Below are 20,569 nucleotides of genomic sequence, written 5' to 3' on the forward strand. Positions count from 1 at the left end.
AAAGACTCACGGTAAGATGTCAAGGACCAGAAAATGGGATTTAGAGAAGCACGGATTAAAGAAGACAATAATTACCCTACTCCCAACCATCTGGTAACAGTTGGCAAAAGGAGTGTGAGAAAGGTCTTGTCTAAGGGTGTTAATTCACCACCGTCCCCTTGTAGATTTGGCCTTTGCTCAGCAGCGCAAAGACCAGTCTTACCAGTTTGCGGGCAGTCAAGACCAGCGCCCGTTTATGCTGGTGCTTGGTAACCTCGTGGTATTTGCGCTGGTAGTAGGCCTTATACTCCTCGTTGTGCACCCGCAACGAGTTAGCAGCCTGGACCAGGTAATAGCGCAAGTAGCGGTTGCCACTTTTAGTCAGGCGGCGTTCTTCGGCCTCAAAATCTCCTGATTGGTAGCGGGTCCAGGTAAGGCCTGCATATTGAGCCAGGGCAGCTTGGTCTTTAAAGCGCTTGATGTCGCTGATTTCGGCGATGATGCCGGCAGCTGAGACGGGGCCAAAGCCCTTTACGCTGGTCAGGGTCTGAGGAATAGCGTTTAGTTCCCGGCAAATAACCTTATCCAGCTGCTTGAGCTGCTTTTTGAGGTGGTCGATATTCTGCAGGGTAAGGGAAAGGGCCACCTCGCAAGCTTCAAGCATTTTGGGGTTAAGCCGGTAAGCACGGTTAGCTGCCTGTTTTAGGGCCTTAGCCACCTCCTCTGGTGAGACCAGTTTGTTGTTACTGTGGGCCTGGATGAATTCTGCCAATTCTTCCAGTGGCATTTCAAGCAGTTCGTCTGGTGTAAACTCCTGCAGAACTGCTAGGGAAGCCTTGCTGAAAGTATGGTTAAAGGGTTTGTCCTTACGGTAGTTAGAGAACTTGAGGAAGAGAAGGTTTAGGGCCCGGTTTTTCTCAGCCGTCACCATCTCTACCAGGTGGAGGCGGAGGCGGGTAAGCTGGCGTAAGGGTTCGGTAACCGTGGCTTCGCGGCTGTAGGGTGTGAGGTGCCCGAAGCGCACTCGTTCCGCAATGATGTAAGCATCGAGAGCATCTGTTTTAGGGCGTTTTGAGCCGAAAGCCTTTTTAAAACCGGCTACCATAACAGGGTTTATTTCATAGACCCTGGTAGAGTATGGCATAAGCTGGGTGGCGTCCAGGAGGAACTCGCGGAGGTGGACGCCGTAGACCGAAGTGGCCTCTAACCCGATATGAAGTTGCTGGATGTTGAACTTACGTGCGAGGGCATCCAGCACTTCAACCAAAGTAGAAGCGCCCTCAAGGTCGTTAGGGAAAGACTTAGCAGGAGCGAGCTGGTGCCCTTGCTCATCGAGGCATACCAAGTCACACTTAAGGGCACTGATGTCAATGCCTGCGAAGATGGCCTGGGCCAAGGGTTATCCCTCCTTGGGTTGGCCCAGATTAGGGGTGTGCCCTGCGGGTGCGGCGCGTAACAACCTCGCGGGGCGATGAGAGCTTGACAGTACACTTGGGGGTGCACCCCTGGTCTGCTGAGCCCAGGGGCCAAGTGAACTGCTGGCTCAGCTCACGCGTAAGAAATATGCGCCGCACCGCATGGGTCTCACTCTTTCCTAAGTAGTCACCGGGTTTAACCGGGCTACAGGAGGTGCTTAGAGTGACCCCGGACCAACCTATGTTGATCTTCGCAGAGGCACACCAGGTTATCAAGAACCCTTTAAGAATTCCTGGCTGGGGTTATTGATAACCTTCGGACTAAATTATACGAGGAGGTGAAATCGCATTGAACGCGCTTGTTGCTTGGCTACGCAGTGACCGCGGCGCAATCCTCGCCGACCCCCTCGCCGCGCTGGCCACCGGCCTGCTGGCCCTGGCCCACCACGACCCGGCCACAATAGCCACGCTGGCGCTGGTCCTGGTGCCGGTGCTGGCGGGGATGGCCGCGGGTGCGGGAAGGTGGGAGTGGGACTGCGGGGGAAAGGTACTGCTGGTAGAAAAGAATGCCGCACGCGATTCTGCTCTGGCACGCGTTCCCGAAGAAGGGATAGAAAAAACAACAACGACGCACACGGGAGAGAAGGTTACAGCGGTAACCTGGCAGTGGGAAGGTGACAAACGTGTTTTCCTCATACCCGCAAACATCCTTGAAACGTTCATAACTGCTGCGCCTCTTGCCCGCGACCTAATTCTAATAGTAAGCCATATGTACCGTGAACAAGGATTTCCTGCGGACCGTGTTGTAGTCACCAGCTACAGAAAACTGGCCGAAAACTTAGGACTGGCCTGGGGCGGCACGACCACCAGAGAAGATCTAGAAAACGCGCTACTGGTGGCCAGGTGGTATACTATCCAAAACCATCCGGTCATCAGGAAAATACAAGGCGGTAAGGTGAAAGAAAAGGGAGAAATCACTTTCGGGTTCATCTCCTGGTGGGAGCGCCTAACTATGGTGGACGGGAGAAATATCCCGCGAAATAAGCAACCGCTGAGGATATGCCTGACCGAACCATATGCGTGGGCAATAGTACACCTCCCTCCCGCTCCCGTACCGGCCTTGGCGCTGGAAGCGGCACACAAGGCCCCAAGGAGGCTGAAAACGCCGGTCAAAAACCTGATTTACTACCTAGCCGCGAGGGTCCCGCTGGAGCGTGTGAGCTTAAGCACCAACACCTTGGCCGAGATCCTGGGTTTCCAAAACAGCCACAGGACCGAACTTATCCGCTCAATCGAGAACGTGATCAAGGTTTTGCACCCGGTGATGGTCAAAAATTACGACCGCAAGGATGACGTATACGAGATCCACCTGACAGGGAAAGCGGTTCCCCAGAAAGGAGATACCCCAAGGGGGTACTGAAGAAAAGAATGGGAGGTAATATCGAAGCCGAATGGGAGGTAATATCGAAGAGATTGGGAGGTAATATCGAAGAAATTGGGAGGTAATATCGAAACCCCCGAACACGGGAAGCCTTGATACACCTGGCTTCATGGGTTCTCTGTTCGGTCCGTAGATCTTGTAGACTGTGTAGATACACATATATAGGGCCGCCCCCTTTTAAAGGGGGCGGCCCCTACACCCCCCATAGCCCCCCTCAAGGGGGGCAAAAGTCCAGATTTTACGCGGCTTCGGGCACCCCCTGGGGGGTATCCGAGGCCACCCGAAGGAGCCAACCACCTCCAGCTGGGGATGGGCCTGCGCGCCCGCCCCGGCTTTTCTTTTTGTGGAGGTGGTTGGTGTGGACGAGTTAACGCGCTGGCTTGATGAGGAAGTTTACCCGCGCTTGAGCCACGAGCAATTTTTTTCCCACCTTGCCCGTTTCAAGCGTTCCGGGCGCGGCTACGTGGCCTGCTGCCCGGCGCATAGTGATCAGCACCCGTCTTTCTACATGCCAGACGGGCGTCCTTACGGTTTTTGTTACGCTTGCGGCCACCTAGTTACCTGGTGGCAGGCTCTAGAGCAGAATGGCCTTTCCGGGTGGCAGGTCATAGAAGAGTTAGCACGTATGGCAGGCGTGCCGCCTCTGGCCTTCGGTGACCCGGAGAAAGCCCGGCAGGCAGCGGAAGAAGCACGGCAAGTAGAGGAGTGGTGGCAGAAGTGCCGCGCGGCCCTCTGGGGGCCGGAGGGTGCGGACGTGCTGGAGTACCTGCGCGGGCGGGGGTACGGTGACGACCTGATCCGGGAGATGGACGTGGGTGTTCACCCTGGATGCGCGGCGCCTGGTGGTTTAAAACTTCCACCGCAGGAGTACAGGCTTCTCATTCCTGCGCGTACTAGAGGCGGCAAGATACTAGGTTTCGCGGGCAGGCGGCTGGACGGCGGGGAGCCGAAGTACCAGTATTCTCCAGGTTTCAGTAGGTCCACCTTCCTGTGGGGCCTCTATCGCCTCCGCCGCGGCCAGGTCCCGGTGGTGGTGGAGGGTGTTTTGGATGCGGAAAGCCTTGCCGCGGCGGGCATAGAAGGCGTGGTGGCCCTGGGCGGCGCGCGGGCCAGCGGGGAGCAGACAAAAACCCTGGCGGGCTTCCCGCGTGTAATCCTGGCGCTAGACGGCGATGCCGCTGGCCGGGCCGGGACAATGGATCTTGTGCGGGTGCTAATTTCCGGCGGGACAAAGACCTACGTTGCCGACCTGCGCGGTGCCAAGGACCCTGATGAACTCCTGCGGCAGAGCGGACCGGATGCGGTGCGGGAGGCCATCAGGCAAGCCACCAGCGGCCACAAGTGGCTTGTGCGGCAGTTGGCACCTGTGCCGGGCGCAACCGACCAGGAGCGGGACGCGGCGCTGGAGAAGGCGCTGGACTTTGCGGAGGCGCTTAGCGCGAGGTACCCCTTGGAGGCTAGGGAGGTACTGGACGAAGCATCATCCACCTTCGGGCTTCCCGCGCCTGTTTTGGCCGAAGCGGTGGAGCGCCTGGCGGCCAAAAAGAAAGAAAGGCGCCGCGAAGAAATCCTGGCCGAAGTGGCCAAGAAGGTGCAGGAAGCGCTGAAAGAAGGCAAACACGACCGGATTTTTGTTGTGGCCGATGAGGCGCGCAGCAAACTCGCCGAGCTGGAGGAACCTCCGCCTCCTGAACCTGCGGACGTATCCGCCCTGGAGGGCTACCTGGCCGCCTTTCCGGCGGGCTTGCGCTTTCCTTGGCCCACACTGGATGCTTTGGTTCGCGTGGACCCCGGCGGATTGACGACAGTCGCCGCGGGGACCAGCCACGGTAAGAGCACCTTCCTCTACGCGCTTCTCCTGGCCTGGCTAGCTGCATATCCGGACGGGGCAATAGTGTTCTGGACAGGTGAAATCGCGGCGCCTCTCATCTGGGCCAGATTGGTCGGCGTCCTTGCCGGTGTGGGCATGAAAGAAGTTATGCGCCAGTACCGGGAGGGGTTCGCGCCGGAAGTGGTTAAAGCCAGGCAGGAGCTGGTCCGGCTGTGTGGGGAGAGACTTTTCATTTTTGATGACCCTGTGGGCACAGACGAACTAAGGGCGAAAGTGTGGGCTGTGATGAAGCGTCAGCAGGTGCTGGCGGTTTTTGTGGACTACTTGCAAATGCTTTTGCCTCCTGAGAAACCGGATGGTTCCAGGTACGCCACGCGGGAGCAGGAAGTTACTGCAATTGCGAAAGCCCTGCATGAACTTGGTCGGGACCTAAACATAGCGGTAATCGCAGCGGCCCAGATTAATCGCGGTAACTTCCAGTATTCCCAGCGTCCCCGCCTGACGGACCTGCGCGAGAGCGGGGGGATAGAGCAGTATTCGCAGATGGTACTGGGCCTCTGGAACTCCAGCATGGCCGCCGGGGCGAAGGTGGCGGCTGAGGGTGTGGCACCTGCTGCGCCTGCGGAGGGATGGTACTGGACGCCGCAGGGCAGCGAGAACAGCCTGGACGCGCAGGCGGCGCTGGCGATGGCGGCTAGCTGGGGCGGGGTACTACTGGAGGTGAATATTCTGAAATCCCGCTGGCGCGGGAACGTGGGCAAGGCGGTGCCGCTAATACTAGATGGGCTGACCGGGCGAATAAACACCCTCCCGGACACGCCCGGACCTATGTTGCCCACGACTTCTTCTTCTACGGAAGAGAAGAAAGTGGTTTCGATTAGGAAGAAGGGGGCGGGGAATGGTGCGCAGGATTAGGAGGCACAGCGAAAAAGCACCAGCTTTTGCGCCTTATACTGGAGTGCGGCGGCTTTTAGCGCAGTCCGCCCCCGCCTCTGCGCCTATACCTGTACCCGCACCTGCCCCTGCTCTGGGGCAGGTGCGGGAGGTCCAGGAAGGTCAGCGGGGCCAGTGCCAGGACTGGCGACCCTCCTGGGAAGAGGAGGCGCTTGCCTGGGCGAAGGAGAACGCGCCGGCGCTTGCGGCCTGGGTGCTGGCCGCGGAGGAGCGGTGCAAGCTGGCCTGGGCCTGGGAGCCTTGGGCGGAGGAGGAGGCGTGGGCGGAGTGGGAGTTGGCCCGCCGGGAGCTGCGTGCGGCCTGGGAGCGGGCTACCGGGCAGGGCCAACAGGGCCAGGGCTGGCAGCAGGGGGAGCAGTGCCAGGAGCGGGAGCTGGGCTTCGAGGAGGCGGAGGCGGCCTGGGGCGGGTTTGAGCGGGTCTGGGATCTTACTGATGCCCAGGCCGCGTCCCTGGATCGCCTCTTTAACCAGAAGGGTCCGGTGCTGGTGCGGACTGCGCGGGGCTGGCTGAGCGCGGAAGAGTGGCAGGAGAAGTTGGAGCGGTTGGCGGGTCGCCGGGCGTGAGACCGAGACCTGGCCTTTTTTAGTAGGGGCTGAGGGAAGGAGGTGATCCTGCTTGGCCCGACGCCGGAGGGCTGTTCTGGTGCCGGGGAAGCCGAAGCCAGCGCTGTACTTGCGCTGGGAGAGCGACCCTGATAGGACGTATTACTACGCCTCGTGGTTGGAAGACCGGCCGCCGTGGTACTGTTCCCGGTGTGGTTCCCGCTACGTGGTCTGCGTGGATGGGGACATGGCCAGGTTTTACATCTGCGTGGTGTGTTACTCAGGTATATGGTATTGTTGCTACGAGGTCGACCGCTGCCCCTTCTGCAGCAGGTTGGCCGAGGGGTTGTGGGTCCCCTGCCCCTCTTGCGGCGTCCTGGTCGCCCCCCCGAGCAGGGAACCCTTGCCGGGCGGGAAGGCGGTGCCCTTCCGCGTGCCCGGCCCTGCGGAGTTGCCGCACCCGGATCCCTCTAACATTTATCGCTTCAGGCGCGGGCGGGTAGCGGCGTACCGATGAGGTCGGGAGAAAGGTTGGTGTGCCGGGCGTGAGCGGCCCGGCTTTTTTGTTAGGGAGCCTTTTCCCGCGGCCCGCTGTAGTCCTGGCGGGGAGGGGGTGGTGCGTGTGCGTGGTTGCCGGCGGGGCGCGGGGAGGGGCGAAAAATCCGGGAAGGAGGGATGCCCGTGGTGGACATTTTCAAGCGGTTTCTCCTCGGCGAGACCGGGGAGAGCGTGCCGTGGATCGTCGTGACCATCGCGGCGATCATAATCATCGTCACGGCCTTCCTGCACCTCCGCGACCACGTGAAGAACGCCGCGGAGGAGATCGGGAGGGCGCTGGAAGGAAAGTAAACTACTGACTGGAGGTGGTCTGTCGTGAGTGCGAAGAGGCTCTTCGCTTTGCTTCTCTCCCTGCTACTGCTCCTTCTGCCCCTGCCGTCCGCCGTTGCCCAGGAGGGGGGTGGGCAGGCGGCCCCGGCAAAGGTAACTCTCGCCGCCGACCCCGCGGAGGTACCGCCTGGCGGGACGGCGGCCCTGGTGGCCGTGGTGGAGGACGCCTACGGCCAGCCCGTGCCGAACGTCCAGGTGGACTTTTCGGTTGCGGCGGGCACGGTCGATCCCGCGAGCGCGGTGACCGATGACCAAGGCCAGGCCAAAGCCACCTTCACGGCCCCGCAAGAACCGGGCCAGGTGACTGTGGCGGCGCAGGTCTACGGTACGGACTTGCGTGCAGAGGTTACCGTCACGGTGCGGGTCCCGCAGCCGCCGCAGCAGCCCACGCAACTCAAGGTGGTGGAGGTCACCCCCGCGCCGGGCAGCGAGATTGACCCGGACGCGGAAGTTCGGGTCAAGTTCGACCGGCCGGTGGTGCTCACGGGCGGCGAGCTGGCGGCGTACAATTTAAACGGGAGCGGGGTCAGCTTTGAGTGGGGCGAGGTGGATCCCGCCGACCCGACCGCGGTGAAGCTGAAGAAACCCTGTGGATTCCCAGCGGGGCAGGTAACCCTATCGGGCATACCGCCTACTATTATCCGCGGGCATGACGGCGCGGAACTGCCTGAGAAGACGCCCGACCTGACCTACATGGTGCGGCCCAAGGCTCCCAACGCTGTGAAGCTCTCGCCGGAGCCGGGCACGAAAGCGTACCTGCGCATGGCGAGTACCATCGGGGGCGGCTACGCCGGGTACGCCAGGCCGGATCAACTCAACCCGGCCGTGGAGTTTGACATCCCCGTGGAGGTGGCCGACCCTTCCAAGGTGGAGTTGACCGTGCGGACGCCGCTGTACGAGCGCACCTGGACGGGCACGTGTGACCCCGCCGACCCCGCGGGCGAGGGCGGCGGAAAATTCCTGCTGGCGCGCGAGCCGGGCAACCGGCTGCTCCTGGGCAGGAACTACGACTCCCTGAGCGTGCTCGGCCCGGCCTTCCAGGGCACGTTGGCCCTGCGGTTCCTGCCAGGTGCTGTCCGGCACTTCGGTTCCGGCCAGGACGGCCTCAACGCCGAGGCCATCGAACTGGTCATCGAGGTGAACCCGCCCGTAGCTGATGGTGCCTACATGCCCGGCAGTTCGCCACCCGCAGTTGAGGCCAAGGCGCTGAGCGACCCCAAGGTGGCCTGGGAGGCCCCGCTGCCAGGCGGCAACGACACCAGGGTGCGGGGCATTGCCCGCGGCGCTGGCTTCGTGGTGGCCTCCACGGCCTCTGGCATGGCCGCTTACGATGAGGCGACCGGTAAAGTGCTGTGGGAGGTGCCGGGCTGGTTCTCCGCCCCCGTGGTGGGGCCGGACGGCGGGGTGTACGCTGTGAGGGGCGATGACTCCGGGTTTTACCTGGAGCGGTACAACCCTGACGGCACGCTTGCCTGGAGTTGCTACCTGCCGGGCGAGATAGCCGTGCCGGGCGAGGTGCCCGCGCCGCCGCAGTTCCTGCCTGACGGCGATATCCTCTACGCCGTGGGCGACTCGGCGGTAGGTCTCAGCTCCGGCACCGCGCTGGTCGTCTGGCGTTTCAGCCCGGACGGCCGTTTGAAGGGGGCCTGGGACCTCACGGACGCCCTGGGCGGCAACGCCACCTGGGCCAACGCCTCCTGCAAGCTGGCCCTGCACGGGCACAGGGCCGTGGTGGCCACCGGGTCCAGCATCGCCGTGGTGGACTTCTCCTCTGCCGACCTGGCGGTGCTGGGCAAGGTCCCGATCCAGGCCGGCGCTACGGCGGGCAACGTGGTGTGCCTGCACGCTGACGCCACGGGCTTCTACGCCGCCCAGGACGCGGGCTTTTCCGGCGCGGTGCTGTACGCCTTTGGCCCGGATGGGGCACTAAGGTGGAATGCACAGCTCCCGGCCCCGTTGGGTAATAAAGGTTATATGGTGGTATCCGGCGGGAAACTCTATTATGCCGGGTACACCGTTGACCTTGCCTCCGGTGCCTACGAGGAGACCAGGTTGCCCCTCTCCCCCGGCGGGACCGTGGAGCGTGTCGCGGTGCTTGGTGCCTGCGCGGACGGCATGCTGGTCTACAGCGGGGCCAGCGTGAGCGGGACCGAGTACCTGGTTTTTGGGAGCGGCGGGGAGGTCAAGCTGAGCGCAGTCCTATCCTGGTTGCGCGGTAAGGCACCCAGGATGGTGACGGACGTCATCTACGACCGATTTACTTACGACCAACCCGCGGAGTTCGGATCCCTCTACATTGCCGCGCAGGACACCGAGATCGGGCAAACTCTGTTGGTCAAGCTCTCCGACCAGCAGCAGCCGCCTCCGCCCCCGCCGCAGCCCGTGCCCGTCCGCCTCGAGGTGCGGCCGGCCGAGGCCACGGTGAAGGTGGGCGAGAGCCAGCAATACAGGGCCTACTTGGTGTATTCCGATGGCACGGAGCGGGACGTCACGGAGGAGTGTACCTGGTCGGTCTCCGACCCGTCCGTCGCTTCCGTGACCACGGAAGGCCAAGGGCGCGGCCTGGCGACCGGGCTGAAGGCGGGCAGGGTGGACGTCATAGCGGTCTGGCAGGGGCAGTAGGAGCAAGCATGAGGCCCCCGGCACTGCTTGCCGGGGGCTTTGCTTTTTTTTTTGGAAGCAATTGGCCCTCCCGCGCTGGGAGGGAGGTGAGGCGGTGCGCTTGCCGCGGGAGGGAAAAACCTGGAAGGGAGGAGTGGTAGTCGTGCGGAAAAAGAAAGTGCTTGCCCTGTTCGCTTTGCTCGCTTTTGCCCTGTCCTTCGTGCTCCCCGTGCAGGCCGCGCACGCAATCACGCTGACGGGGAGCGCGGTGCTGAACGTCATTGACGACACCCCCCCCGCCCCCGCAACCCGTTTCGTTGCGTGTGGAGCCGCCGGAGGCCACGGTGAAGGTAGGTGAAACGGTGCAGTACCGGGCCATCGCTACCTTTTCGGATGGGTCTGAAAAGGACGTGACCGGGGAGGCGGCCTGGTCTGTGTCGGATGCTTCGGTAGCCTCCATCGGCCAGGGCGCACAGGGCGGCCTGGCCACGGGCCTGGCGGCGGGGCAGACTGACGTGGTGGCAAGTTGGCAGGGGTTGACCGGGACGGCCAAACTGACCGTGATAGCGCCAGTGCGGTTAGAAGTGCGCCCGGCAGAAGCCACCATCAGAGTGGGCGAAGTCCAGCAGTACCGGGCGTACCTAATTTGGTCTGACGGCACGGAAGAGGACGTCACAGAGCGGTGTGTTTGGGTGGTGGCGGACGGCACGGATTTCGCAACGCCCGAACCAGCGAAAGGTCTTTTCCGGGGCAAAAAAGCGGGGCGGGCAACCGTGAAGGCTATTCTCGAACTCTAATCGACCCCTTTTCGCCGGGGTCGGCTTTTCTTTTTTGGGACAAAAAACTCTGAGGGGGTGACATCTTGTTGTCCAAGCGTTTTCTCTCCCTAGTGCTGGTGGCGGTGTTGTTGGTCTTGGCGTCCTGCCTGCCTTGTTTTTCCGCCGCGGCCGGGACGGTGCTAGAGGACACGGCAATTTTGAACGTTGTGGACTCCGGTAGTTCGGGCGGCAGCTCTGGCGGCGGCAGCCCGGGCGGTAGTTCCTCCAGTGGTGACACTGGCGGCGGCCAGGAGGAGGGCCCGCCCCCCGTGGAGGGTATACCGGAGAGCGTGTTCATCGCCCGCTGGCCCGGCCACGTGCCGCTGGTGGCGCGGGCGGTGAGGGTGGGCTACGCGCCGGGCGGCGAGGGGGTGAAGCCCGGGGCGGAGTTCCTGGTGGACATCACCAGGAGCGACCGCCTGGAGGAGGCCAGGGCGAAAGGGCTGACCCCGCGGGTCTATTACTGGAACCAGAAATACCAGAAGTGGGTGGCCCTGGCCAGCTACCCGCAGCCGGACGGCAGGGCGGTCAAGGCCCTGAACGACGGCGGGTACAGCGGTTGGGTGGCGGTCTTTGCGGTGAAACAGCCGCGCTTTACCGACGTCCAGGGCCACTGGGCCGAGGTGACGATAAACCGCATGAACGGCCTGGCCCTGGTCGAGGGCTACCCGAACCCGAAGGATCCCGCCAGCCTGGAGCGTCCCTGTGGCCCGGACAGGGACATAACCAGGGCTGAGTTCGTTGCGGTGCTGACCAGGGCGCTTGGGTTGCTGCCCGAAGGTGAGCAAAAGCTGTACAGCGTCCTGACGCACCCGAAGCCGGAAGAGAAGGCCCGGGTGCTCAGCGGGGTGCGCGGCGTGCCTGAGTGGGCTTCGGACGCCATAGCCGCGGCCCTGTTGTCCGGCCTGGCGAGCGGGCGCGGGCAGGGAGACTTCGCTGGCGATGAACCCATCACCCGCATCGAGGCCGCGGTGATGGTGAGCAACTTTTTGAAGCGCCTGCCCGGGTATGAACCCGCTGACCTGGCTCCCTTCCGGGACGCCCAGGACGTGCCCGACTGGGCGAAGGCCGCGGTTGGCAACGGCGTGCTTTCGGGTTACCCGGACAACACCCTGCGCCCGAACGCACACATTACCAGGGCGGAGGCGCTGACGGTATTACTGCGCTTGCTCCGCGCCTTGGGTTGGTAGCGCCAAGAGAGGCCCCGGCGTCCTAGCCGGGGCCTCTCTTTTTTGCGAGAAAACCTTTGCGGGAGGTGGTAGGTGTGGCGACTGGGGCCGTAAATACCAGGGAAGCCGTGCGGGCAATTTCCCGGCGAATGAATTGTTACCACAAGGACTGCCGTGAACTGCTGCTCGTGCATTTCCCGGCAGTGCTGGCGGAGGCGGTGTCCGCCGGGAAAAAAGTCCACCTCGCGGGCCTGGGCACTTTTTACCCCCGGCGGGGCAAAAAAGGCCCCCGCGTGGCCTTCAAGCCCGCCAAGCAGTTGCTCCGTGCCCTGCGGGAGAAGGGGGGCGGTGGCCAGTGACCGCGGCGGGCTATCGTGACCTGGCCCTGGCGGTGGTCTTGCGGGCGGCGAAGGACTTGACCGACCGCAGGGTGCCGCGTGAGTACCGGGAGAGCGCCTGGGTTTTCCTGAAAGAGGCGGCCCGGGGCGAGGGCTGGCCCGCGGCGGTCTTCGCTTTGGCGGGACTGGACGCGGGTGTAGCGCAGTATTTGTTGGCCCGCGCGGGGCAAAAGAAGGCCCGCCGGGCTTTGTAGACGCCTGGCGGGCACAGGTGGGAGGTGAAAGGGTGCTTGACCCTTGTGTGGGTTGCCCCGGCCTGGCCTGTGAAGAGTGCGTGGCACAGGCCCTGGCCCTGCCCTATGAGCTGGTGCTGGAGTTGGCGCGGGAGGGCCTCGTGCTGCCGCTGGCCTGACCGGGGAAAAAGCCCGCCGGGCCTTGTCGTGCGCCCGGCGGGCCGAAGGAGGTGAGAGTGGTGGCGATTTCTTGAGGGAATTTTACCATACTACGAGGTCGAAACAAAATTTTTGAGGGGGTGAACTGGCGTGAACGTAGCGGTCTTAGAGCGTCCCGCTACCGCGGCGCAGGCTTCGGCCCGCACGCCCGCCGTGGCCGCTGACATCGGCTACGGCTACGTGAAGGCAATTTCCTCTTCAGGCCACCGCGCCATCTTTCCGAGTGTAGTGGCCCCCGCCACGCACGACCCGCTAGGCGGGTTCATGGAAGATAACCTGGGCCACCGGGTGCGGGTCAGACGCCTGGACGGGAGCGCGGAAGAGCGCTTGGTCGGCGAGGCCGCGGCCAGGAGCGCGGCGGCGGTGACGACCTTGGCGAAAAACAAGCCCGCGGACATGCACGACACCCTTCTGCTCGCGGCGGCCTACCTGGTGGGGGCGGGTAGCGCCAGCCCCTTCCCGGCGCAACAAGTTGACCTGGCCGTGGGCCTGCCGCTGGCCTTCTACCGTGCCCAGAGGGACACTTTGAGGGCCCGCTTGGAGGCGCTGTCCGCTTGGGTGAGCATGGACGGCGGGGAGGAGCGCTATGTCTCCTTCCGCAAGGTCCTGGTGCTGCCCCAGGGGGCGGGCGTGGTGGCGGCCTTCCCGGAGCTCCTGCCCGAAAAGGGCCTGGTGGGTGTCGTGGACGTGGGAACCTACACTACCGACTACTTACTCCTGGAAAAGTTGCCGGGCCGGGCCGAGCCCAAGCCGGTGCTGGAGTGCTGCGGTAGCGCTGAGGTGGGCGTCCACCTGGTCCACAAGGCAGTGGCGCGGGAGTTCCAAGCGAGGACGGGCGCGCCCCTGCCCCCAGAGATGTGGGAGGAAACAGCACGTGCCGGGAGCGTGGTGTACGAGGGCAGAGCGGTGGACCTCTCGGCGGCCGTGGAGAGGGCCCTGGCGGACGCCGCGCAGGCCATTTCCCAGCGCGTGCTTGGGGCCTGGGGCAACCGTGCAGGGTTCGTGAGTGCCACCATCCTGGCGGGCGGCGGCGCGCTACTGCTGAAAGAGCGCTTAGCGGCGTGCCTGCCGTGCGTGGTGGAGGCACCCGACCCGGTTTTCGCCAACGCCCTGGGCTTCCTGCGGGCGCTTACCGGATAGCTGGAAGCCAGGTGACAGGCGGGTGAGGGGGCCTTTCCCGGCGGGGCGTGTCCGGTATGCGTGCGCGCCCCGCCGGGTCTTCTTGCCTGCTCCCGGTAGCCATAACCGGACAAGGGGGTACCGAGATGGGGCGAAAAGGGTTAAGACGACTGGAGCTTTGGCTACCGGATAACCATTTCATCTGGGCCGCGCCTCCCGGCTACCGGGCCGCGCTGGCCCGGAGTTATCTTAACTTGGCCCCTCTACTGGAGGCCCAGTCGGAGATGCTTCGGGAGGCGCTTTCCCGACTGGCCCGCCTAGAGGAGAAGCTGGCGGCCCTGGAGGCCCGGATGGAAGCGGGGGGAGCGCTGGGCCAGGCCCCCGGGCAACGGCAACAAGGAGAACCAGGCGGTAGGTTCGATGCCGCTGGCTTTTTCGGGATGTTCTGATGAAAGGGGGGTGAGTGCGGTGGGGAGCGTGGTGCGGCTCGCCAACGGATGGGACGGGGTTGATCCCCGCTTGGCCCACGCTTTGGGCGAGTTCTTCCCCGGCGGTGAGCCCGGTGTCCTGCGCGGCCCGTATTTGCCGATGCCGGACAAATTGACCCTGCACTGGCATGACGGCGGGGTGCGCGTGGAGTGCCCTGCCTGTGTGGGCCTGGGCTATTTGCCGTGCCCGGCCTGCGGCGAAAGCCCAGAGGGTTGTCCCGAATGCGATGAGGGCTATGCCGACTGCCCAGCTTGTGGAGGCCAGGGCACCCTCACCTGGGAGCGTGCGGGGGAAGTCCTGCGGGCGGTGGCTTGGCTGCACCACCAGAGGAGGCGCGGGGCCTAGCTCCCCGCGCTTTTTTGTTGGGAGGTGATTGTGGTGGCGGTTCTGAGCACTTTCTACCAGCTCCAGAAGCTTGCCTTCGCCCTGCCGGTGCTGGCGCTGGCGTTCACCGCGCTCCGGGCGCTACTGTGGGCGTTGCTGTCCCCCGTCCTCGGGCGCTTCGCGGGCCTGGTGGCCAGCGTCGTCCTGGCCCTTGCAGCCTTCGCTTTCCTCACCCAACCGGACGCTTTCTGGTGTGCCGTGGACTGGGGCTGCGCGGCGGCGTGCAAGGCCCTGGGCGTGCCCTGCGGCGGCCCCGGTGGCGTTGGCCCGCTGGATGCCCTGACCGGCGAGGCGGAGCGCGGCTTGCGTGAACTCTCCCGGGCGCTTTCTAGCCTGTAGCGGGCCACTAGTTTTAAAGGAGGTGAGCGCGGATGGCGAGGCCCGGGGTCTATCGTACCTCCTGGGGCGGCCTGCGGGCGCGGTGCCCGGAGTGCGCGGAAAGCGACACCCTGTTACCGGGCACGGTGCCCTGCCCGGAGTGCGGAGGCCTCGACGAGCGCTGCCCGCGGTGCGGGGGCGAGGGGTGCGTGCCCTGCCCAAAGTGCGGGGGCAGGACGTGGCTGCCCTTTGGCCCTAACCTGGGAGGGCCTGGCATGGAAGGCCGGGACTGATTTTGTTTCCCGAAGGCCCCGCGCCTCCTCCCTCCCGGTGCGGCGGCGCTTTCCACGCCCACCCTTCCTAAGCCCAAAGGCTTAGGCGGGGGCGCGCGGTGTGGCGCTGTGCGTTGTGGCGCCTTGCCTCCGTGGTGTTCCGGGCCTGCCCTGGTTGCCCTGTTGCCGCGGTTGCCTTGCATGGGCCAGGCGGCCGCCCGCTTTCCCGGCTGCCTGGAAGCGGGCGGCCGGAATACCGCCAGGCATTGCTGCGTGTGTGGCCCAGAGTGCCACGCACACTCCCGCCTAAACCGAAGGTTTAGGAAGGGCAGGGTGGGGACGCCGCCGCAGGCCGGGGGCCGAGGAGGCGGGGGTATCGGGAGAAAAAACAACCCAAACAGGCATTCGGGAGGTGGTGTGCCTTTGAGGGAGAAGCGTGAGAAGCTGTCCATTAGCTTACCGCCTTCCCAGGCGAAGGCTTTGCGCCGTCTGGCGGCGGAGATGCACGCGCCCGTGTCGGGCCTGGTGGCGCTGGCGGTGGAGAGGTTCCTGGAGGAGCGCGGCAGCCTGGAGGTGGCCAGGCGTGCGGAGCTGTTTGCCAGGGCCGCCTTGTGGGGCGTGGCGGAACTGTTGTCTCCGGGCAGTCCCAGGGACGCTGCCAGGCGCTTGGTGGCCGAGGCGAGGGAGCAGTTGAGGCGAATGGAAGGGCAGGTGAGGCAACGTGATGGTAAAGCTCCTGGTGCTGGGGAGGGAGCGGACGGCAAGGCGGGTGCTGAGGTCGCTGCGCCTGCTGGGCGACAGCAGGCTTGAGTACCCGCACCTGCGGCCCTCGGAGTTCTTTGTCCCGGGTACGTACCCGGCCAACCCCAGGCCGGCCATCCCGAAGCTGTACGCCTTCGTGCTGCACCCGGGCCTGGCCTGGTACCGCGCCTCTCCCTACAACCGCCCGGAGGACGTGGCGCTTGTGGCGGCGAACCTGCTGGCCGGACGCCACAACGCCTGGCTCGACTGGGCCGCCGGGTACAGGGCCAGCGGCGCGGTGTGGTTGCTGGTGAAGCCCTACGCCTACGACCGGGCTACCGGGAAGCGCGTGTGGTTCCGGCCCACACCGGGCGACCTGGGGGCTTTGAGGGAGCTGTGCCCGGTGCAAAGGGAAAGGCCCGCGGCCGGGCAGAGGGTTAGGGAGAGGACGCCGGAAAGAAGAACCAGGGAGAGGAGGTGACGCAACGTGGCAAAGAGCGGTAAGGAGATTAGTTGGGAAGAGTTCCTGGGCTACGTGCTCCTGGCGGGCCTCGGCCTGCTGGTGCTGAAGGCCCTCTGGGAGCGGTTCCTGGCCTGGCTGGCGTTGCCGGGCCACAAGGCCCTGTTCGTGCTGGCCCTGGCGGGGCTCGCGGCGCTGGCCTGGGGGGCCTTGCGGGCCAGGCGGTCTGTACGGCACGGCCCAGGCGTGGTGCGCGGCATGGAGGTTATAGAGGGCGGCTGGGCCGGCGATGCGGACATAGCGAGCCACTGCGAGTTCGGCCCGCCTAGGCCCGGCAACGGGCTGATCCCGCTGGGCAAGCTCAATGGCCGCATCGTGCGCGTCCACCCCGAGAAGGGCAAGGTCAAGATGGCCGGGCACATGCTGGTAGTGGGCGCTACGGGCACAGGTAAGTCCTACACCCTGGTGAGAAACGACATCATAGCTGGCGCAATGGACGGGCACTCGATGGTCATAACCGACCCGAAGGGCGAGCTTCTGCGCGACATGGGCTTCTGGCTGGCGGAGAGGCAGGGCTACCGGGTGCTGGTGTTCAACTTAATTGACCCTTCCCGGAGCCACTGGTGGAATCCCATCCTGGAGTGCCGCGGCTGGGATGAGATGATGGACTTGACCAACTGGCTGATTTCGTCGGCTGGCGACGACCATGCCTTTTTCAGCGGCGGTGAAAAGAACGTCTTCCTGGCCGCGGTGGCGTATGTGCGCTGGGCACTGCCAGAGGAATACCGCCACCTGCGGGCCGCGCTGTCCTTTTTAAGCTGGCCCCAGGAAGCGGCGGACGAAGCGTACAAGGAGGCCTTCCGCCAAGGCAAAGTCCCGCAGGACGCAATAGAGACGTGGAGCGCGGCGCAGGGGCACTACGACAACTACGTTGAGGGCGTCCGCAACAAGGTGCGGGAACTGGTGAAGGGGCGCCTGGCCGCGCTGACCAGCAGGAGCGACTTCGACCTGCGGAGTTTGGGCGAAGAGAAGACCGCGCTGTTCATGATACTCCCTGAAGAAGGAGACTACCGTGCAATTCTGGTACCCTTCTACACCTTCATGTTCAGGCGACTGCGGGAGAAGGCCGACGCTGATGGCGGTAGACTGAAGGTCCCGGTGCGCTTCATTATGGACGAGTTTGCCAACATCGGGAAGATACCCGATATTGACAAGCTCTTCTCCCTTGGCCGCGGCCGGGGCCTGTACGGGCACATAATCTTGCAAAACATCGGCCAGCTAAAGGGACTTTACAGCAAAGACCGCATGTGGAGTGCTGTTGCGGGCAACTGCCCGATAAAGTTATGCTTAGCGACTGACGACCTGGAAACTGCCAGGTGGTTTACGTCCCTAATGGGCGGGGCCAAGGTGCGCAGGGTGACGGAGCGCAGGGACGTCACCTATCCCTGGAACAAGCTGGAGACGCCAAAGAAAACCGAAGCGACCGCTGACGTGGAGACGATGTTCGATTGGGAACTCCTGCAACTCCCCGAAGACGACTGCGTGGCTGTCCTCCGCGGCAAGAAGCCTCTGTACATGCAGAAGTTGGCGTGGACTGAGTTGCCGCAGTCAAAAGAGATCATGGCCTGCCCCAAGGCCAACCCGGAGATGTTTACCGGCGTGAGGGACTGCGCCGTGGCGCTCCCGCCCTGGCCCGAAAAGGCGGAGGCCGCGCCGCAGGAGCCGAAGCGGAGCAGGGGCAGGGCCGCGGAGAGGGCCGTAGAACCCGAGCCCGAGCCCGAACCGGGGCGGGAACTGGGAGGAGGGCCGGAGCGGGGAGAGCAGAGCGAGGACACCTTCGCCGACCTGGGCATCTAGGGGGCCCGGCAAAAGGCGCGCCGGGCCTTTTCTTTTGCGGGGGGTGAAACAGTGCGGTGTCCGGTTTGCGGGAAGGAACTGGCCGCGGGGCCTAGAGAGCGGGTCGTGCGGTTTGCCCCCGGCGCGGCGCTGGATCTCCGCAGCCTCGACTGGGGAGAGAGGGCGTTTGCCCACCCACCCTGCGGCTGGGTGGTGGTCAGGCCGGGGGTGCCGGGAGAGAGCACCGGGCGGGGGGAGGGGTTTAAGCCGTGCCGGGGCGCAACTACCGCCGGGGCTACCGGGCCGAACTGAAGGCCAGGGAAGAGCTTGAGCGCCAAGGCTACCTTGTGGTGCGGGCCGCCGGGTCGAAGGGGCCGGTCGACCTGGTGGCCGTGGGGCCGGACGGCGTGCGGTTAATCCAGGTGAGACGCACCAGGAGGGGCAGCAATGGCCTGGCCAGTGCCCTTCGGGAACTGGAGAGGGTGCCCGCGCCGCCCGGAGTGACCAGGGAAGCCTGGCTGTGGCGGGACAAAGAGGGCTTCGTGGCCAAGGAGAGGTTAGCGTAGGCGGGAAGGTCGTCCGGTAAAGGGAAAAGCCGGGCGGCCTTTTTGTTTTTGCAGGACACTCCCCGGAAAGGAGGTGAGTTTGGATGTTGCCGTGCGCAATGAATGTAGCCGCGTACCCCTGCGGCATCGACCCAGGCCGTTGCCCGCTGGCGGACGTGCCCGGGTACAGGGCCGAACCCGACCCCGAGCGCCTGCTGCTGGAGCACTTTCAAAAGCCCGGCACGGCTATTGTGTTCGTACCCGATGCCGGGTACGGCAGGAATGCCCTGGCCGCGAAGCTCCGGGGGGCGGGGGTCGAAGTGGTGGAGGTCGCCTGGGGCGCCAAGGCGGACCCGGAGGCCGCGCGGGAGTTGGCGGAGCGCATGGCCTCCGCGCGGGCGAGGGGCGAGAGGATCGCGCTCTTCGCGCCGGGCGTGGAGGAGCTGCGCCGCTGGTCGGAGGGGGGCTTGAAAACCACCGGGGGTGACCAGGGCAGGCCGGCCCTCCGTTACGTGGAGGGGGGTTGGACGCTGTTCTGGAACATGATCCGCATTGGCTCGAGTCCTGCGGCCAACCACCTGGTGGCGGTCGCCGCCCCTTTTTCCGAGGAAGACTTGAAATACCTCAAACAGATGCCCGGCAGGGCAACGGTAGTGTTCCTGCCGCCCGGGCGGTAAAGAGGGGGAAAGGGGCCGGAGAGGGGACACCCCTCCCGGCCCCTCTCTTTTTCCGGGCGGACTGGCCTGCCGTATGCCGGTGGAAAAACGGACAGCACGCGGCGGGCGGGTGGAAAATCAATCCGTCCAGTTTTGGACCGGTTGCCGGAGAGCTATTAGTGGCCACTCTCCTCAAATTTGGGGAGATTGGCCGGGGAAGGAGGGAAGCAAAAAATGACCGCCGCGGACAAGAGGCTGGCCGCGCTCGCGCGGGGCCGCCTCACCCTCGCGGCCAGGCACCTGGCGAAGAGGGTCGCCGCCGCCGGGGAGGGCTGGCCGGAAAAGCTGGTGCGGGGCGACCCGGCCCTTTTGGGGGCCTTCTCCTGGGCGCTGGCGGCCCTTGCGGGCTGGGCGGGCTGCGAGCTGGGCGCGGTCCCGCGCCCCCTGCCCGGCGGCGCGGGCTACCTTGTGGAGGCCCCGCACCTGCTGGTGCCGTGCCTCCACGCAGGCACGGCCCAGGAGGTGGTGCCCTCCCTGCTGGCCCGGGGCAAAGAGGTGCGGGCGGAGGCGCTTGCGGGGGCGAAAGAGTTCGTGCCCGCGGCCCTGCTGGACCTTTTGCCCCTGGTGGCCCGGTACCCGCGGCTTTCTGCGGCTGTCTGGGCGTTGCGCGGGGAAGAGTTAGTGCCCTTCGACGCCTGCGAGTTAGCCCGCCAGATAGCGGCGGGCGTGGGAAAGCGGGGCGGCCCAGTGAAAGCCTGCGGGGGAGAGGTGCTGTCGTACAGACTTTTCAAGCTGTGCCAAGAAGTATCATCGAGGAGGTGACCGCGCATGACCGGCAAGACCCACGCCGCCGCCGGCGCCTTCGTGGGGGCGGCCCTGGGCCACCTGGCTGGCGAACCCTACCTGGGCATGGCTTTGGGCGCCCTGGGCGGGCTGCTGCCGGACGTAGACCACCCCGGTTCCTGGGCGGGCCGCAGGCTGAGGCCCGTGGCGGTACTCCTGGAAAACCTGGCGGGGCACAGGACTGTGACGCACACCCTCTGGTTCGCGCTGTTTCTGGGCGGCCTGGGGGCGCTGCTGGCGGCGTGCCTGCGGGGCCTGGCGGCGCTGTCCGTGTGGTTTGCGGCCCTGGCCCTCTTTGTCGGGGCGCTCTCGCACCTGGCGCTCGACGCCCTGACCAGGAGCGGCATAGAACCCCTGGCCCCGGTGAAGTCGTGGCACGTCAGGGGCCCACTCGTTACCGGTGACCCCTTTGTGGAGTGGCCCGCGGCGGCGCTCTTCGCGCTGGGCGCGCTGAGGTTGGCGGGGCTTATTTAGCA

The 20,569-nt window shown here is 64.9% G+C and carries 26 protein-coding genes; 25 read left to right on the plus strand and 1 reads right to left on the minus strand.

Annotation, left to right across the window (positions count from 1 at the left end; translation table 11 throughout):
* Window positions 1-139 precede the first annotated feature (139 nt).
* On the minus strand, window positions 140-1,375 hold the full coding sequence (locus G454_RS0100005) for an IS110 family RNA-guided transposase (RefSeq protein ID WP_027716921.1): 1,236 nt from the start codon (window positions 1,373-1,375) through the stop codon (window positions 140-142).
* Window positions 1,376-1,743: 368 nt separating this feature from the next.
* Here G454_RS0100005 and G454_RS0100010 point away from each other — a divergent pair, with 368 nt between their 5' ends.
* The 25 genes from G454_RS0100010 (at window position 1,744) to G454_RS17030 (ending at window position 20,567) form a co-directional block, all read left to right on the plus strand.
* Entirely contained in the window at window positions 1,744-2,814 is a 1,071-nt protein-coding gene (locus G454_RS0100010) for a hypothetical protein (protein ID WP_027716922.1), read from the plus strand.
* 364 nt (window positions 2,815-3,178) lie between these two features.
* Window positions 3,179-5,581 carry a DnaB-like helicase C-terminal domain-containing protein gene (locus tag G454_RS0100015; protein ID WP_084413151.1) on the plus strand — a complete coding sequence of 801 codons (2,403 nt, stop codon included), beginning with the start codon at window positions 3,179-3,181 and terminating at the stop codon, window positions 5,579-5,581.
* A complete protein-coding gene (locus G454_RS0100020) occupies window positions 5,568-6,185 on the plus strand; it encodes a hypothetical protein (RefSeq protein WP_156896590.1) in 618 nt (205 codons plus the stop codon). The genes G454_RS0100015 and G454_RS0100020 overlap by 14 nt, the downstream gene beginning before the upstream one ends.
* A 52-nt stretch (window positions 6,186-6,237) precedes the next feature.
* The gene (locus G454_RS21225; protein WP_156896591.1) at window positions 6,238-6,681 is read left to right on the plus strand and encodes a hypothetical protein; all 444 of its coding nucleotides are present in this window, start codon (window positions 6,238-6,240) and stop codon (window positions 6,679-6,681) included.
* Between the two features lie 158 nt (window positions 6,682-6,839).
* Entirely contained in the window at window positions 6,840-7,013 is a 174-nt protein-coding gene (locus G454_RS0100025) for a hypothetical protein (protein ID WP_156896592.1), read from the plus strand.
* Between the two features lie 24 nt (window positions 7,014-7,037).
* The gene (locus tag G454_RS0100030) at window positions 7,038-9,674 is read left to right on the plus strand and encodes an Ig-like domain-containing protein (protein ID WP_084413152.1); all 2,637 of its coding nucleotides are present in this window, start codon (window positions 7,038-7,040) and stop codon (window positions 9,672-9,674) included.
* 94 nt (window positions 9,675-9,768) lie between these two features.
* On the plus strand, window positions 9,769-10,011 hold the full coding sequence (locus G454_RS21735) for a hypothetical protein (protein WP_027716927.1): 243 nt from the start codon (window positions 9,769-9,771) through the stop codon (window positions 10,009-10,011).
* Window positions 9,998-10,450, plus strand: a complete 453-nt coding sequence (locus G454_RS0100040; RefSeq protein ID WP_027716928.1) for an Ig-like domain-containing protein — start codon at window positions 9,998-10,000, stop codon at window positions 10,448-10,450. The genes G454_RS21735 and G454_RS0100040 overlap by 14 nt, the downstream gene beginning before the upstream one ends.
* Window positions 10,451-10,518: 68 nt before the next feature.
* Window positions 10,519-11,661, plus strand: a complete 1,143-nt coding sequence (locus G454_RS0100045) for an S-layer homology domain-containing protein (protein ID WP_156896593.1) — start codon at window positions 10,519-10,521, stop codon at window positions 11,659-11,661.
* Window positions 11,662-11,735: 74 nt separating this feature from the next.
* Window positions 11,736-11,999: an HU family DNA-binding protein gene (locus G454_RS0100050; RefSeq protein ID WP_027716930.1), complete on the plus strand. Its 264-nt coding sequence runs from the start codon at window positions 11,736-11,738 to the stop codon at window positions 11,997-11,999.
* Window positions 11,996-12,232: a hypothetical protein gene (locus G454_RS0100055; RefSeq protein ID WP_027716931.1), complete on the plus strand. Its 237-nt coding sequence runs from the start codon at window positions 11,996-11,998 to the stop codon at window positions 12,230-12,232. The genes G454_RS0100050 and G454_RS0100055 overlap by 4 nt, the downstream gene beginning before the upstream one ends.
* Window positions 12,233-12,264: 32 nt before the next feature.
* The gene (locus tag G454_RS22510) at window positions 12,265-12,390 is read left to right on the plus strand and encodes a hypothetical protein (RefSeq protein WP_281168418.1); all 126 of its coding nucleotides are present in this window, start codon (window positions 12,265-12,267) and stop codon (window positions 12,388-12,390) included.
* A 130-nt stretch (window positions 12,391-12,520) separates the two neighbouring features.
* Window positions 12,521-13,570: a ParM/StbA family protein gene (locus G454_RS0100065; RefSeq protein ID WP_084413155.1), complete on the plus strand. Its 1,050-nt coding sequence runs from the start codon at window positions 12,521-12,523 to the stop codon at window positions 13,568-13,570.
* 125 nt (window positions 13,571-13,695) lie between these two features.
* Entirely contained in the window at window positions 13,696-13,998 is a 303-nt protein-coding gene (locus G454_RS0100070; RefSeq protein WP_027716933.1) for a coiled-coil domain-containing protein, read from the plus strand.
* Between the two features lie 19 nt (window positions 13,999-14,017).
* Window positions 14,018-14,383, plus strand: a complete 366-nt coding sequence (locus G454_RS0100075) for a hypothetical protein (protein WP_027716934.1) — start codon at window positions 14,018-14,020, stop codon at window positions 14,381-14,383.
* Between the two features lie 33 nt (window positions 14,384-14,416).
* Window positions 14,417-14,761: a hypothetical protein gene (locus G454_RS0100080; RefSeq protein WP_027716935.1), complete on the plus strand. Its 345-nt coding sequence runs from the start codon at window positions 14,417-14,419 to the stop codon at window positions 14,759-14,761.
* A 32-nt stretch (window positions 14,762-14,793) separates the two neighbouring features.
* Window positions 14,794-15,033 (plus strand): hypothetical protein, encoded by a 240-nt coding sequence (locus G454_RS0100085; protein ID WP_027716936.1) that lies wholly within the window; start codon window positions 14,794-14,796, stop codon window positions 15,031-15,033.
* Between the two features lie 402 nt (window positions 15,034-15,435).
* The gene (locus tag G454_RS0100090; protein WP_027716937.1) at window positions 15,436-15,822 is read left to right on the plus strand and encodes a hypothetical protein; all 387 of its coding nucleotides are present in this window, start codon (window positions 15,436-15,438) and stop codon (window positions 15,820-15,822) included.
* Complete coding sequence (locus G454_RS0100095) at window positions 15,734-16,234, plus strand: hypothetical protein (protein WP_156896594.1); 501 nt, start codon at window positions 15,734-15,736, stop codon at window positions 16,232-16,234. The genes G454_RS0100090 and G454_RS0100095 overlap by 89 nt, the downstream gene beginning before the upstream one ends.
* A gap of 6 nt (window positions 16,235-16,240) precedes the next feature.
* Window positions 16,241-18,070 carry a VirD4-like conjugal transfer protein, CD1115 family gene (locus G454_RS17020; protein ID WP_051275715.1) on the plus strand — a complete coding sequence of 610 codons (1,830 nt, stop codon included), beginning with the start codon at window positions 16,241-16,243 and terminating at the stop codon, window positions 18,068-18,070.
* 51 nt (window positions 18,071-18,121) lie between these two features.
* Window positions 18,122-18,361 carry a hypothetical protein gene (locus G454_RS21230; protein ID WP_156896595.1) on the plus strand — a complete coding sequence of 80 codons (240 nt, stop codon included), beginning with the start codon at window positions 18,122-18,124 and terminating at the stop codon, window positions 18,359-18,361.
* On the plus strand, window positions 18,319-18,615 hold the full coding sequence (locus tag G454_RS17025; RefSeq protein WP_051275716.1) for a PDDEXK family nuclease: 297 nt from the start codon (window positions 18,319-18,321) through the stop codon (window positions 18,613-18,615). The genes G454_RS21230 and G454_RS17025 overlap by 43 nt, the downstream gene beginning before the upstream one ends.
* 83 nt (window positions 18,616-18,698) lie before the next feature.
* Window positions 18,699-19,271, plus strand: coding sequence for a hypothetical protein (locus G454_RS0100110; RefSeq protein ID WP_156896596.1), 573 nt, complete (start codon window positions 18,699-18,701; stop codon window positions 19,269-19,271).
* Window positions 19,272-19,484: 213 nt separating this feature from the next.
* Window positions 19,485-20,072, plus strand: a complete 588-nt coding sequence (locus G454_RS0100115; RefSeq protein ID WP_027716940.1) for a hypothetical protein — start codon at window positions 19,485-19,487, stop codon at window positions 20,070-20,072.
* Between the two features lie 6 nt (window positions 20,073-20,078).
* A complete protein-coding gene (locus G454_RS17030; RefSeq protein ID WP_051275717.1) occupies window positions 20,079-20,567 on the plus strand; it encodes a metal-dependent hydrolase in 489 nt (162 codons plus the stop codon).
* Window positions 20,568-20,569 lie beyond the last annotated feature (2 nt).

The sequence above is a fragment of the Desulfovirgula thermocuniculi DSM 16036 genome (genome assembly GCF_000429345.1).
Taxonomy (GTDB): Bacteria; Bacillota; Desulfotomaculia; order Desulfotomaculales; family Desulfovirgulaceae; genus Desulfovirgula; species Desulfovirgula thermocuniculi.